Origin of the sequence: Paraglaciecola psychrophila 170 (assembly GCF_000347635.1) — a bacterium.
GTDB lineage: Bacteria > Pseudomonadota > Gammaproteobacteria > Enterobacterales > Alteromonadaceae > Paraglaciecola > Paraglaciecola psychrophila.
Genome location: NC_020514.1, coordinates 3205922 through 3220374 on the forward strand (window position 1 = coordinate 3205922; position 14453 = coordinate 3220374).

Annotated in this window: 12 protein-coding genes and 2 tRNA genes; 2 read left to right on the top strand and 12 right to left on the bottom strand. The window is 40.1% G+C overall.

All coding sequences use genetic code 11. From position 1 onward, the window contains the following. Positions 1–676: 676 nt before the first annotated feature. The 11 genes from rpsO to C427_RS14065 all read right to left on the bottom strand — a co-directional run bounded on the left by rpsO (position 677) and on the right by C427_RS14065 (position 12299). Entirely contained in the window at positions 677–946 is a 270-nt protein-coding gene (rpsO, locus tag C427_RS14015; RefSeq protein ID WP_007638781.1) for a 30S ribosomal protein S15, read from the bottom strand. Between the two features lie 155 nt (positions 947–1101). Then, on the bottom strand, positions 1102–2061 hold the full coding sequence (gene truB / locus C427_RS14020; protein ID WP_007638783.1) for a tRNA pseudouridine(55) synthase TruB: 960 nt from the start codon (positions 2059–2061) through the stop codon (positions 1102–1104). Between the two features lie 5 nt (positions 2062–2066). After that, on the bottom strand, positions 2067–2495 hold the full coding sequence (rbfA, locus tag C427_RS14025) for a 30S ribosome-binding factor RbfA (protein ID WP_007638784.1): 429 nt from the start codon (positions 2493–2495) through the stop codon (positions 2067–2069). Between the two features lie 103 nt (positions 2496–2598). Further along, positions 2599–5199, bottom strand: a complete 2601-nt coding sequence (gene infB, locus C427_RS14030) for a translation initiation factor IF-2 (protein WP_007638786.1) — start codon at positions 5197–5199, stop codon at positions 2599–2601. 21 nt (positions 5200–5220) lie between these two features. Further along, on the bottom strand, positions 5221–6714 hold the full coding sequence (gene nusA / locus C427_RS14035) for a transcription termination factor NusA (protein ID WP_007638788.1): 1494 nt from the start codon (positions 6712–6714) through the stop codon (positions 5221–5223). Positions 6715–6764: 50 nt separating this feature from the next. Next, entirely contained in the window at positions 6765–7223 is a 459-nt protein-coding gene (rimP, locus tag C427_RS14040) for a ribosome maturation factor RimP (protein WP_007638790.1), read from the bottom strand. A gap of 652 nt (positions 7224–7875) precedes the next feature. Further along, a tRNA-Met gene (locus C427_RS14045) sits at positions 7876–7952 on the bottom strand. A gap of 99 nt (positions 7953–8051) precedes the next feature. Continuing rightward, positions 8052–8128, bottom strand: a tRNA-Met gene (locus C427_RS14050). 237 nt (positions 8129–8365) lie between these two features. Next, entirely contained in the window at positions 8366–8668 is a 303-nt protein-coding gene (locus C427_RS14055) for a 4a-hydroxytetrahydrobiopterin dehydratase (protein ID WP_007638792.1), read from the bottom strand. A gap of 169 nt (positions 8669–8837) precedes the next feature. Continuing rightward, positions 8838–11531, bottom strand: a complete 2694-nt coding sequence (locus C427_RS14060) for a TonB-dependent receptor domain-containing protein (RefSeq protein WP_007638793.1) — start codon at positions 11529–11531, stop codon at positions 8838–8840. Between the two features lie 318 nt (positions 11532–11849). Beyond that, a complete protein-coding gene (locus C427_RS14065) occupies positions 11850–12299 on the bottom strand; it encodes a MaoC family dehydratase (protein WP_007638795.1) in 450 nt (149 codons plus the stop codon). 141 nt (positions 12300–12440) lie between these two features. Here C427_RS14065 and C427_RS14070 point away from each other — a divergent pair, with 141 nt between their 5' ends. Beyond that, positions 12441–13343: a LysR family transcriptional regulator gene (locus C427_RS14070; RefSeq protein WP_007638797.1), complete on the top strand. Its 903-nt coding sequence runs from the start codon at positions 12441–12443 to the stop codon at positions 13341–13343. A 422-nt stretch (positions 13344–13765) separates the two neighbouring features. Here C427_RS14070 and C427_RS25015 read toward each other — a convergent pair whose 3' ends face one another. Further along, positions 13766–14002: a hypothetical protein gene (locus C427_RS25015; RefSeq protein ID WP_007638799.1), complete on the bottom strand. Its 237-nt coding sequence runs from the start codon at positions 14000–14002 to the stop codon at positions 13766–13768. Between the two features lie 301 nt (positions 14003–14303). On the opposite strand from C427_RS25015, the gene C427_RS25935 reads away from it, so the two are divergent. After that, positions 14304–14426 (top strand): nucleotidyl cyclase domain-containing protein, encoded by a 123-nt coding sequence (locus C427_RS25935; RefSeq protein WP_007638801.1) that lies wholly within the window; start codon positions 14304–14306, stop codon positions 14424–14426. Positions 14427–14453 lie beyond the last annotated feature (27 nt).

Genomic DNA, 14453 nt, shown 5'->3' on the forward strand with positions numbered 1-14453 from the left:
AAGAGTTTCATTTTAAAGCTAGTGGTTATGTTGCCCAATCACTAGCAGATAATAAATTGTCGAATACAAATTTGAAAAAAACGATGATGAAATAAAAATTTAAATGAGTGAAAACACAGCACAAATATTTTCTTTATAAGAAAACTGTGCACTTATTGGCCCTGGGGGCATAACATTAAAGCAAAAGACTAAGCTAATACCAATTTGATTAATTAAGCGTTATACATTTCATGTCTGACAATTAGCAAGACCCTCATGCCAGTTATTGCCGAATCCACCCAGAACGCCTAATCAGCAAAGCAGATGCTCTTGACCTACCCTGAACTAAGGCGCGCCAGTTATATTGTGAACTGAGTCTGTTGGTGCGGCTTCCGCTTGCCGGGACCAAGTGCAAACGACCTGTTTAACTTACAAAATAATCGGATGAAGAGCATTGCCCTCGAGCGGCTTTTCTCTAGTTACTCTTTTTTAGCTGTAGCAAAAATATAACTGGGTCAAAGGGATTCGAGTCAAAAACCGCAAGGAAGCGGTTAAACGCAATGCATTCATTTATTCAAACGCTTATAAAAAATCAACTAGAATAGCCGCTGATTAATACCTAATTCACAGAATGTGAAACTTTCTCACAGGCATAAAAAAAGACGCTTCCGCGTCTTTTTTTCAAAGCATATGTCGATTAACGACGTAGGCCTAAACTTTTAATAAGAGATTGATAACGTTCAAGGTTTTTACTTTTAAGATAGTCAAGTAACTTACGACGAGTACTAACCATGCGAAGAAGACCACGACGAGAGTGGTGATCTTTCTTATGATCTTTAAAGTGACCTTGCAACTTGTTGATGTTGTGAGTTAATAAAGCAACTTGAACTTCAGGAGAACCTGTATCGCCTTCTTTAACTGCATACTCAGCAAGGATTGTTGCCGTTTCTTGTGTACTTAGTGACATAATTTTCTCCAATAAATAAGAGTTTAAAGATACAACCCGCCAATCACTAATTCAGCGAGTCAAAAAAGAGCGCATATTATAGCGATGCCTATCTTAAAAACAAGTCTTATATTGACAGAAGTTTATAACTGCCACATACACAAGTTCTAATATGTTTAGCTATAAACAACCGAGCGTTTTGGTGCAACTTTGCCGTCAGAGTCAATAAACCCCACGCCTAAAAACAATCCACTATCCTTGCTATACACTCGGATTAATGTGTCTTGGGGATATTCTGTGGAGCCAGTAAAGTTAACAGGATTACCATTTCTGAAAAAACCTTCAGCAATTTGTTCTACTTTAGCTGAATCAAGGGTTTTAACTGCAGAGTCCATAGGCATCAATAATTGATCCAAGGCAGTAAAAGTTTGGTCATCCAATAAATCTGCTGATTCGTTATCTATTTGGTCCCTGAGTGCTTGTAATGACTCCATTGTCATCATTTTATCCGCTGGATAATCAGTCACTTGGGTACGGTGTAACTTACTCACATAAGCACCACAGCCTAAAAGCTGACCAATATCATCCACTAAGGAACGAATATAAGTACCTTTACTGCTATGTACAGTCATATCAACTTCATCCGTTTCAAATCTATCAATGGATAGACTAAATATAGTGATGTCACGAGCTTCTCTGGGAATATCAATGCCTTGGCGAGCATAGAAATATAAAGGTTTGCCTTGATGTTTTAATGCTGAAAACATAGAGGGTACTTGTTTAATGGGCCCTTTAAACTGCTCACAGGCAGCAATCAATTGTGCTTCAGTTACATTGACAGGATGAGTTTCTACTACCTCTCCATCTGCATCTGAAGTCGTAGTGCGCACTCCAAGCTTAGCTGTTACTTTATAAGTTTTATCTGTGTCCAATAAAAACTGAGAAAACTTAGTCGCTTCACCTAAACAAATTGGAAGCATGCCTGTTGCCAGTGGATCTAAAGCACCGGTATGCCCTGCTTTCGCGGCATTAAACATGCGTTTAACTTGTTGCAGTGCATGATTAGACGACAGGCCTAGGCCTTTATTCAATAATATGATGCCGTTAACGGCACGACCTTTTCTTGTTCTTGCCATAAATACTACTTTTGCTCGTCTTCTTTAGACTCTTGCTCATCCAAAGAACGCCCGGCCAATTTAGCTCGTTCTTCATCTTTGTTTAAGGTGTCACTCACTAAATTGGCAATACGTATACCTTCAGCTAAAGAACCATCGCGGACAAATTTTACTGCTGGCACAGCACGCATACGCATCCGATTAGCCAATAACGTTCGGATAAAACCTTTATTGTCTTCAAGAATAGTTAAATAATTTTTGACTTGTTCTTCATCATTTTCGAAAAACGTCACATAAATTTTAGCGTGAGCTAAATCCCGCGATACTTCAACACCAGACACAGTTACCATGCCAAGGCGAGGATCACGATTCTTAAATTCATTCTGTAAAATACTGGCGATTTCTTTGTGAATTTGTTGACCGACTCTGTCAGTACGTGAAAATTCTCTGGCCATATTAACTTCTCCTGGTACCTAAGATACCTTTTCAGAAACAAAACGGAGGCCGTAGCCTCCGTTTATTCTTGTTAGCTAAAAGCTTATTGAACTTAATGCAAACTTACAGTTCGCGCTTAATCTCAACGGTTTCAAATACTTCGATTTGATCACCCACTCTCACATCATTATAGTTCTTCACTCCGATACCACATTCCACCCCATTTCGGACTTCTTGTGCATCATCTTTGAAGCGTCGCAATGACTCAAGTTCACCTTCATAAATAACTATATTGTCACGTAGAACACGGATAGGACTGCTACGTTTAACAATACCCTCTGTGACCATACAGCCGGCAATTGCACCAATCTTAGGTGATTTAAATACGTCACGTACTTGAGCTAAACCGATTATCTCTTGTCTGAATTCAGGTGCTAACATACCACTCATGGCCTGTTTCACTTCATCAATCAATTGATAAATAATACTGTAATAACGTAAGTCAATCTCTTCAGTATCGATGACTTTACGAGCTGATGCATCAGCTCGAACGTTAAAGCCAACCACAATTGCGCCTGAAGCTGCAGCTAAACTTGCATCAGTTTCGGTAATACCACCTACACCACTACCAACAATGTTCACTTTTACTTCATCAGTAGACAACTTAGTCAAAGATTCAGATATAGCTTGAACAGAACCTTGAACATCAGCCTTAAGTACAACATTTAACTCGCTAACATCGCCAGCTTCCATATTGGCAAACATATTTTCCAATTTGGCTTTTTGCTGTTTAGCTAATTTGAGCTCGCGTTGTTTAGTATGACGTTTAGTGGCAACTTCACGGGCTTTACGTTCATCTTGCACCACAATCGCATTTTCACCCGCAATAGGTACCCCTGATAAACCAAGGATTTCTACTGGTGTTGATGGACCGGCAACTTTTACGTCTTTACCATTTTCATCACGCATGGCTCGAATACGTCCGTATTCTTCACCACATAACATGATGTCACCAGCACGAAGCTCACCTTCTTGGATAAGCACAGATGCAACAGGACCACGGCCTTTATCTAGGCGTGACTCAATAACGATACCTTTTGCAGGACCAGTTGGCACTGCTTGTAAGTCAAGTAACTCGGCTTGTAGGCTGATGGCTTCCAATAGCTCATCTACTCCTTGACCCGTTTTAGCTGAGACATAAACAAATTGGTGCTCACCGCCCCACTCTTCTGAAATCACTTCAATCTGTGACAATTCAGTTTTGACTCTATCTAGGTCAGCCGATTCTTTATCAACTTTGTTAACCGCAACAATTAACGGTACACCAGCAGCTTTTGCATGTTGTACTGCTTCTTTAGTTTGCGGCATAACACCATCATCTGCAGCAACAACCAAGATAACGATATCAGTTGCAACAGCACCACGAGCTCGCATAGCAGTAAACGCAGCGTGACCAGGAGTATCTAAAAAGGCGATACGTCCGCTGGCTGTTTCAACACTGTAAGCACCTATGTGCTGGGTAATACCACCGGCTTCACCATCTGCCACTTTCGCACGTCGAATATAATCAAGTAGCGATGTTTTTCCATGGTCAACATGACCCATTATAGTCACAACAGGTGCACGACTAGATTTTTCACCGCCAGAAGCTTCAGCAATTAGCTCATCTTCAAGTGCGTTATCATTAACCAGCTCATATTTATGACCCATTTCTTCAACCACTAACACAGCAGTTTCTTGGTCAAGTACGTGGTTGATAGTAACCATCTCACCCATTTTCATTAGGGCTTTAATCACTTCAGTAGCTTTAATAGCAAGTTTGCTACCTAGTTCACTTACTGTAATAGTTTCGCCTATACGAACAACACGCTCGACAGGTTGTGCAGGTTTATTAAAAGCGTGTTTTAAATCTGAACCGGCATTTTTCTTAGACTTTTTGCGTCTACGGCCGCCAAGTTCAGTTTTAATATCATCGGCATCTTCAGCTTCTTGCGCGTAGCGGTTTGAATGCACATGCACTTCTTCTTTTTCTTGCTTTTTACGACGTTCTTCTTCTTCCTTCCAGCGACGTGAGTTCTCTTCAGCAAGCTTTTTAGCTTCTTCAGCAGCGTTTTTAGCATCTAATTCAAGTTTGCGTTGAATCTCTTCATCTTGAGCCTTACGAAGTTTTTCAGCCTCAGAACGATTACGCTCCTGCTCTGCTTTCTCTTCTGGACTCAAAGCTGACTCTTCAGCAGCACGCACTTCTTTAGCTTTTTCAGCACGTGCAGTACGTTCTGCATCTGCCTTAGCTTTTGCTTCAGTTGCTTTTTGTGCTTTTTCTAGAGCAGCATTTTTGGCATTTTCAATAGCTTGTTGTTCAGCTTCAAGTCTAGCTTGCTGTTCATCAGCTAAACGTTTAACTTCATCTTCAGCCATTTTTGCTTCTTCAACATCAGAACGTTTCACATAAGTTCGCTTTTTACGCACTTCAACCGTCACAGCTTTAGACTTTCCCGCACTCAATGTGCTGGTTGTCTTGCGCTGTAATGTCATACGTTTTGGCCCTTCTGATCCAGCACCGCCATGTTGCTTGCTCAAAAAATCTAACAATATGCGCTTTTCGTCTTCTGTTACTTCACCGCCAGCTGCTTTATCAATGCCTGCACTTTTAAATTGCTGAACCAACCGGTCAACCGAAGTGCCTATATCAGTGGCAAGTTTTTCTATGGATACTTCTGCCATATGGGAATTCCTCCTGTTGACCTATTCTTCGTTAAACCAAACGATATTACGGGCGGCCATTATTAATTCACCGGCTTTCTTATCGCTTAATTCTTCTATATCTGAAATCTCATCAGTGCCTTGTTCTGCAAGGCCTTCAAGATCGGTAATGCCGCGACTTGCTAGGGTATAGGCAACGTGTCTGTCCATACCTTCAAGATTTAACAGCTCTTCTTTTGGCTCTGCAGCCTCAAGCGTTTCTTCAGTAGCTAATGCGCGAGTCGTTAAGGTTGCACGAGCGCGTTCACGCAACTCTTCAACCATCTCTTCATCTAATCCCTCTATATCGAGCAATTCGTTTATAGGCACATAGGCTATTTCTTCGAGTGTCGTAAAACCTTCATCTACCAAAATAGAAGCAAAGTCTTCGTCAATGTCTAAACCAGCAGTAAATACAGTTAAGACTTTAGCGTTTTCTTCTTCATGTTTGGCATTTAAAGCATCTACTGTCATTACATTTAATTCCCAGCCTGTTAACTGGCTGGCTAATCTAACGTTTTGACCGCTGCGACCAATAGCTTGTGCTAGGTTGTCTGCTTCGACTGCCACATCCATTGAATGTTTGTCTTCATCGACAACAATAGAAGCAACTTCAGCTGGAGCCATCGCATTGATTACGAATTGCGCTGGATTATCGTCCCAAAGCACAATATCAACCCGCTCACCACTTAGTTCACCCGAGACAGCTTGAACACGAGAACCTCGCATCCCAACACATGCGCCTACTGGGTCTAAGCGTTTGTCGTTAGTTTTAACAGCAATTTTAGCTCTTGAGCCTGGATCACGTGCCGCTGCTTTTATTTCTAACGTTTCTTCTGCAATTTCCGGCACCTCGATGCGGAACAACTCAACCAACATATCAGGATGAGTACGGCTAATAAATAATTGTGCACCACGAGCCTCAGGGCGAATAACGTAGAGGAGACCACGTACTCGGTCACCGGGACGGAATGTTTCACGAGGCAACATATCGTCACGGTAAATAACACCTTCTGCATTATTTCCTAAATCAATAATGACGTTGTCACGATTAACTTTTTTAACGGTACCTGTGACTAATTCGCCAACTCGGTCCTCATATTCTGCTATGACTTGGTCACGCTCTGCTTCACGTACTTTTTGAACAATAACTTGTTTAGCTGTTTGTGTGGTGATCCGGTCAAATGCGATTGATTCTATTTGCTCTTCAACGAATTCACCCAGCTGTTTATCTGGTTCGTCCATTTGAGCAGTAGATAAACACATTTCAGCCGTTGGATTTTCTTGTTCGTGATCATCTGCAACCACTAACCAACGACGAAAAGTATCAAAACTGCCTGTTTCGCGGTCGATACTGACGCGCACTTCGATCTCGGCTTCACTTTTCTTTTTGGTAGCGCTGGCAATAGCAAACTCTAACGCCTCGAAGATTTTTTCTCTTGGAACCTGTTTTTCGTTTGAAACGGCTTCAGCCACTAACAGAATTTCTTTATTCATTGTTGCCTCACTGATTACTCTCTTACGACAGCCCTTGTCAGGTCGCCATCTTAATCAAAAGATGGGACTAGATTACCTTTCTCAATATTCGCAATAGCCAAAACATGTGTTTGATTATCAATTTCTAATGTCAAATTGCCTGTTTCGCAAGCTAACACTTTTCCCTTAAAATTACGCCTATCGCCCATAGGTATTCTTAACTTAAGCGACACTACTTCACCCAGGCACTCAGAATAGTGAACTTCTTTAAATAGGGGCCTGTCCATTCCAGGTGATGACACCTCTAGGTTGTACTCTACGCTGATAGGATCTTCAACATCCAGCACTGCGCTAGCTTGACGACTTACTTCAGCACAATGTTCAACGCTAATACCATCTGGATGATCAATAAATACACGCAAGGTAGAATGTTTACCTGCGCGTAAAAACTCAACACCCACCATCTCAAAGCCTAATGCTTCGACAGGTGCCGTTAACATGTCCGTTAGCTTTTGTTCGAGTTGCGACAAATCTTTGCTCCAAAAACGAAAAAAGGGCCAAATGCCCAGAAAGAAAATCGAAATTTAAAACACAAAAAACCCCGTACAAGCGGGGTTATTTGATTCTGGACCCTAGTCCACTAATTTACTAAAAGCTGGTATTTGACCAACTTTTAAAAGTGGTTGTGAAACTGCGATACCAACTTTGTAACAAGTTGAACGCCGAATAATTTCACACTATGAAACGTTACTATCATCATAAGATGAGGGAGATCGCTTCTCAAGTGCGGCGTATTCTACAGAGGACAAAGGCGACTTGCAAGGCTCGAGGGAACTGAATGCCTAAAAAATACGATAAGGCGCGGATTTAACGTCTATTATTCAACTTATAGAAAGTGTTGAATTGTCAGGGCTAAAATATGACTTAGACCTAAATTCTTGGTACTTGATGATGCTATTAATAGTTATATAAAATATAGGATGCTTCTGACACGATGCATTAAGCTTATCTGCCCTGAAATTAATTATATGTATTAGATGGATAACAAGTAGAAAGTTACACCCTACACAACTTGGCCAGACACCATGTACTACAATATGTCTATAATATTAATTAAAAAACTAAACTCAGGATTTATTCCAAAAAAAAGACCAACAATTAATCTTGTTGGTCCTCTTAATATGGTTGCGGGAGCAGGATTTGAACCTACGACCTTCGGGTTATGAGCCCGACGAGCTACCAGACTGCTCCATCCCGCGACTGAAACTTTACTCTTTGAAACTCTAATGAGTTTCAAAGTACATCTAAACTACTAACTTCATATAAACAGACTAAAAATATCTGTTCACATTTTAAGGTGGTTGCGGGAGCAGGATTTGAACCTACGACCTTCGGGTTATGAGCCCGACGAGCTACCAGACTGCTCCATCCCGCGACTGAAATCTTCTTTGATTGGGAAGCCTTTATTTTCTGCCTCTCCTCAAGTGGGGCGTATTATACATAGCAAACTTAGGCGCGCAAGGGGTTAATACAGATAAATCTTAAAAACCGCTTCAACCGTTTAAACTACATACGATATGTATAATTAAGCAACGACTTAGGGATTTTTCCGCATATTTTACAATGACATTATTTATGTCTGTGTTGTGGGCAACACCAATTAGCACTTCAATTATTTTAAAAACAATTCCATTTTTTCAGCTAATTTAAAGTCTAATTCACTTATACCACCTGCATCATGCGTGGTAAGTTTCACTTCTACTTTATTATAAACATTAAACCACTCTGGATGGTGGTTGAGTTTTTCAGCCCATATAGCGATTTGAGACATCCAACCAAAAGCACGGATAAAACTTTTAAACTTGAAGGTTTTTGTCAACTTGCCTTCAACGACTTGCCATTGCTGTTGCGACTCAAGTTGTTGGTTTATATTTTTTAGCTCAATTTGAATTTTTTCTTCTGAATATTTATCCATTACAGATTTCTCATTATTTTGTTTAATTAAATCATCCCCTATGATGTGGAAATAATTGGACAAATAAAAGTCAAAGGCGCTAATTATTATTATAACAACTGGAAAAAGTAGTTTACAAAAAAATCCCCGGTCATTGCCGGGGATTATATGTACTTACATTCGATATTAACTAAAACTCAATTGCTAAACGCGCGTAAACCTGACGACCACGTGGGTCATGCACTTTAGAATCGAAACCAGCATTAGTAAATAATTGCGGTGGATTTTCATCCGTAAGGTTTACTCCGCCAAACGAGAGGACGTAAGCACCTTCAGTTTCAAATAATCTACCCAAGTCAATGTTAACTTGTGCGTCCCACGTCAAATGGCTATCTACATCTTTAAAGCCCACGGTACAAGCAGCTGAGAAAAGATTACCATCGGCGCAGTTTTGATCATCACTATAACTATCCACGTAACGAGCAAAAATATTTGCTGAGTATTCTTCATGTTTCCAATTTAATCCTAAGTTTGCACGCAACTCAGGTGTAGACACACCAATATTACTATTATTACGCGAACCAGCACCATCAATTGGACCCGCTTGAGGGTCAACCAAATCATAGGCCAAGATATACGTGGCACTAATACTTGGAGTAAAGGTACCCATCTCTGTTTCTAATCTATAACTAGAAACAATATCAAGACCTGAAGTTTCAAGAGAGCTGGCGTTCACATAGGTAGTTAAAACCTGAAGCAACGGACCATTTAATGGGTCACCTGCCCTAATAACTCTTTCAGGATCTTGAGGTGTATCATTTAAAATGGCTTGGAAATTTTCTTTAATGATCAAATCAGTAAAGTCAAAGCTCCAGTAATCTACTTCAACAGACCAATCATCAACAGGCTCTAACGAAAATCCAAGGTTATAAGCTGTAGACTCTTCAGGTACTAGTTCATCATTACCAGAGGTTCTATCTGCAGCAAATGCTGCACCGCCAGTTAAAGGGTCCACCATTTGATTCAAGCTAGTACCGCCACCATCTTTTTGAAAGATAGAAGGCGCTCTGAAAGATGTTGAAATAGAACCTCTTAAAGAGAAATCATCCGTCGCTCTCCAAGATACAGCTAACTTAGGATCAATAGTATCGCCTGTTGTGCCGCCGTAATCCTCATATCTTAGCGCTATTTGAACATCAATTTCATCACTAACGGGTAAAGCTAACTCACCAAATAAAGCAATAACATCTTGCTCACCGTAAATATCGGCATTACCTATAACGAATGAAAACCTGTCTTGATTAGACAGCGAATCATAGTCTTGGGTTAAATCTTGATAACGATACTGGGCACCAAATGCGAATCCAGCTGCACCACCATCCATCTCAAATAATTCAGTAGAAATAAACGCTTCTGCCACTTCAAGATTTGACTTAGAGTCGATTTCTTGACGTGCTGTAAATGCATCAAATACATTCTGTGAATTTGGCGAAGTAGTAAATGAGGTAGCAAATGGGTTGAAATACTCGCAAGCACCTTCGCCTGCAGAACCTGATATGGGATCACAACCTTGTCCACCAAATCCTCTTAGAGCATTCTGAAATTGTTGCCCCAAGGTATCGTTAACGGTAAATAAGTAGTCATTTCTAGCAGCTGTATAGCTTACTTCCCAAAATCCAGCAGCTAACTCGCCTTGCAGCTTAGTGCTGAATCTAAATGTATCAGACTCTGTGTTAGCTGGGTCACCAGGGAAAGAGGTTCCATCACCAACATTACCTTTTTCACGACCAAAATAAGAAACATCTGTTCCAAACGGGTTATTAGGATGGCTTGCAGGTACAGTTGGGAAAGTTAATATTGGAAAGCTTGGTGAACCACCGCGTTCCGCACGATTTCGTGCAGTAGATATTTCAGTTGTCCATTCAATACTTTCTGTTAGCTGTTTTTTTGCTTGGATAAATGTAGATAAACGTGTTTCATCAGGTACAAACGAATAAGTACGACCAAAATCAAACTGACAAAATCCAATTTCTAATCCTGGTACAGTGCCTGATGGGGCAAGTAATCTTTCAGAACCACCAAATTCAGTACAACCTGTTGGGTCAATAAAAGGTGTGGCACCTATAAAGTAAGAACCAGGGCTACCTAACGAACTGGTGTCGTCTTGTGGACGACTTAGACGACGATCACCAGTAAGCATTGGCGAGCGATTAGTGTAACTAATGGCAGCCATTACGCTACTGTCATCGCCGACAGAACCCCACAAACCTTGCACCGTATATTCTTTATTATCACCGTGTGCACCATCTTGATAATCAAGAGATACCTGCATACCTTCATAATCACGTTTGGTAATAAAGTTAACAACCCCAGCTACAGCATCAGAACCGTATAACGCCGAAGCACCATCCTTCACAATCTCCATACGATTTAAAGCAATCATGGGTATCAGAGAACTAGTGTCAACAAAATTGACGCCACCGTTATTAGGCTGGGCAGTAACTACTTGGCGTTTGCTGTTGAGCAGCACTAAAGTCGATGCGACACCAAGGCCGCGTAAATTAATATTTGACGTACCTGCGGTTGCATTTTGAGTAAATGCATCAGGTGTATTTTCGGCACCTGTGTTAATTGTCAGTGTTTGAGTTATATCACCAATGCTCTTGGCACCTATAGCGTCAATGGCAACACTGTCAACAATGGCCAAGGGTGAAGGCGATGAAAAGTTTTCACTATGCCTTACAAAACTACCTGTGACCATAATCAATTCGAATTCTTGTTCCTTATCGGCACTTTCTTCTTGAGCAATTGCGAAGTTACCCATAGGAATAAGCTGGGCAGAAATCGCCACTGCCAATGCTGTTAATTTAGTTTTCATTTTCATAATGTGTTCCCAATAGGTGAGCTATTAGTTATTAGATATTAGATATTAGATATTAGATATCTAATCCAAAAGTGGACGTTGAAGGACAACCTAAATAAAGACCATCAAACTATTTAATTCTAATAATATTATTGTTTTCTAAGTGCCTGATAAGTTAATTATAAGCACGGCCCCGATAATAAGTTGGAGAGCCTGACATGTAAATAGATTGTTATTTATATGTGAACATCAATTACTGCTATGGTCTGACCAGATAGCTCAAGAATAAAATAGGGTAAGTACTTAGCATTTTTTAGATTAAATACATTTACAGCGCCACTAAGCACCCGCTAACAAGGTCAGAAAAACGCCTTTCATGGCAGGTTTATCTCGGCCTTCTATCTCTGCAACAGTTTCAAAGTAAAACAACATGCCCGAAGTCTTTTGTTCTGTTTTAATTAAAGTTGATATAAACCTTATTTTATCTCCCGCTCGAACGGGTTCAATAAATCGAATTTTATCAACCCCATAATTGAGTAACGTTTTATATGTTGGGTCGGGTTGAATAGATTGATAAAGAGAGTTAGGCATTAGAGTGACCGTTAAATACCCGTGCGCAATAGTAGTTCCAAAAGGACTCTCTTTTTTACACCTCTGTGGGTCAACGTGTATCCATTGATGATCATTTGTGGCCTTAGCAAACAAGTCTATGTCTGCTTGCGAAATACATACCCACTCACCTACTGGTAGTTGTTCTCCCAGTGTTAACGCTAATAATGTTTTAGTCATATTACTGTCTCCTTTGTCAATTGATTTAATAGTCTAACAAGCTTCCATATATCAATGTAATGAATATTAACTATAGCTAAACATTGATTTAACTAATAAATAACGTATCCTGTTTGTAGATATTCCGCATAGGTACTGTTTATGAATTTGCACCGTATTGACTTAAACTTGTTTGCTGTTTTTGATGCTATCTACACAGCTGGCAGTTTAACTAAAGCCGCTGATGTGTTGTGTATTACTCAACCAGCGGTCAGTAACTCCTTAGCGCGTTTACGAGAAATGTTGAACGACCCTTTGTTTGTGAGAACTGGACACAGTATGACTCCTACTCCAGTGGCACAAAATATCATTGGGCCAGCTCGAGAAGCCCTTGGCTTGTTACGAAAAAGCGTGCAAGAGAGTCACATTTTCGATCCATTAAAAGCAGAAAAAACCTTTAATTTTGCTTGCAGAGATTTACTTGAGGTCAGCGTGATCCCCCGTTTGCTAGGGCAATTACAAAAAAGTGCTCCTAAAATATCACTAACGAATTACGAAATGGAACGTAAAAACATTGTGTCAGCTATGGCCAGTGGCAATCTAGATTTCTATGCGGATGCTTCTTCATTTAGCGACCAGCATTTATGTAAACAAAAAATCGCTCAAGACAGGTTTGTGGTGTTGGCACGTAAAAATCATCCCTCATTATCACAAGGTATGAGCATGGATGCGTTTTTGCAGCTAGGGCATATTAACGTTTCTCACAGAAAAACCGGTGTCGGTCCAATAGACGTGGCGCTTGATAAAGCAGGAGAAAAACGCAGAGTAGTGATGCGTAGTCAGCACTTTTTAACCATCCCATCAACCTTAGTTAAAACTGATTTAATAGCTTGTATGCCTTATCATTTAGCCAAACATTATGATTTATCTATGTATGAATTACCTTTTGAATTACCACTACTTGAATACTTTTTATATTGGCATGTAAGTGCTGACTTAGATGATGCGCATATTTGGATGCGGGACCAGATTGCGCGAGTTGCGCATGCTTTTCATCCTGATTAGTAGATAGCCATCTTTCTGCCAGTTCTGTCACACTATTTGCTTAAGCATTCTAAACTTGAATACATATTTGAAAAAAACATACTCCTTAGGTGCTTTCGTTCCCAGCGATAACCACTGAAACATTCAATGTGAAAAGTATGTATTTTCCCTCTTTAACTCTAAAATAGCCTCTTTTGAGGCTATTTTATTATGGGTTATATAAAAAACGTCCATCAAAGAGGGCACAACTTAGACTCGCAAAGACAGATTATTTGTTTCTTTATACAGACATTAACAGTGGTGAGCCTATTTTTCTGATGCAATATGCAATTATGTGAGTGTTATTTTATAGTGTAATAGGAGGCTATTACATGCTGATAGAATTAAACGTTTTCGTTTTAGCTGTTATTTAATGAAAAACTAATTTTGTGTTTCTTATTGTTCTATTGCTGTGACGCTTCGTCTGAAAATGATGCTGCGATAGTCGATGGCAGGTTAGGTTTAAGTGCTATTATAAGTGAAATTAGATAGACTAGATATTCCAACACTGAGCAAGCTAAGGCGCTTGCAATCGAAACGTTAAATACCAGACTGTCCCGCGGCAACATCAAACAACAGATACAAATCTCTAAAATAATTGGCGAATTAGAAATAGAACTCGCCAATAATGTGGCTGCCATTGATTACGGTTCGACCGCCTTATCATTAAAAAAGAGCTTAACGGACCAAGTTTACTTATTGATATGCTCAATATACACACAGTAATATTTCAACAAAATGGGGCGTTGTCGCAGTCCTTGAGGCGGCCGATAGTGTCATTGAGCTCTCGAAAACTTACGCTTTCATACTGCAAAAAGGGATAGCGTTGCATAACAAAGAATATATTTTTTATATACAGGGAGAATATGTTCAAGCGAATAACCACTTTTCAAAAACAAAAAAACATACCAATCCGTAGGAGACAACAAAAAACTGGTTCAATTGTTAGACGATGAGGTGGCTCGCTGGAGTGGAGATAAGTTTTTAGTCTTTTTACCAGAAACCACACTTGAACAAGGCATTCTTGCTGCTGAAAAACGCGACAGGTTGTTGAAGAACTCATAATAGATTATGTGTAACCGGGTGGCGTTA

Coding starts and splice junctions, on each gene's coding strand:
- rpsO (WP_007638781.1), bottom strand. CDS start 946: ATGTCACTAAGTACACAAGAAACGGCAACAATCCTTGCTGAGTATGCA.
- truB (WP_007638783.1), bottom strand. CDS start 2,061: ATGGCAAGAACAAGAAAAGGTCGTGCCGTTAACGGCATCATATTATTG.
- rbfA (WP_007638784.1), bottom strand. CDS start 2,495: ATGGCCAGAGAATTTTCACGTACTGACAGAGTCGGTCAACAAATTCAC.
- infB (WP_007638786.1), bottom strand. CDS start 5,199: ATGGCAGAAGTATCCATAGAAAAACTTGCCACTGATATAGGCACTTCG.
- nusA (WP_007638788.1), bottom strand. CDS start 6,714: ATGAATAAAGAAATTCTGTTAGTGGCTGAAGCCGTTTCAAACGAAAAA.
- C427_RS14055 (WP_007638792.1), bottom strand. CDS start 8,668: ATGGATAAATATTCAGAAGAAAAAATTCAAATTGAGCTAAAAAATATA.
- C427_RS14060 (WP_007638793.1), bottom strand. CDS start 11,531: ATGAAAATGAAAACTAAATTAACAGCATTGGCAGTGGCGATTTCTGCC.
- C427_RS14065 (WP_007638795.1), bottom strand. CDS start 12,299: ATGACTAAAACATTATTAGCGTTAACACTGGGAGAACAACTACCAGTA.
- C427_RS14070 (WP_007638797.1), top strand. CDS start 12,441: ATGAATTTGCACCGTATTGACTTAAACTTGTTTGCTGTTTTTGATGCT.
- C427_RS25015 (WP_007638799.1), bottom strand. CDS start 14,002: ATGGCAGCCACATTATTGGCGAGTTCTATTTCTAATTCGCCAATTATT.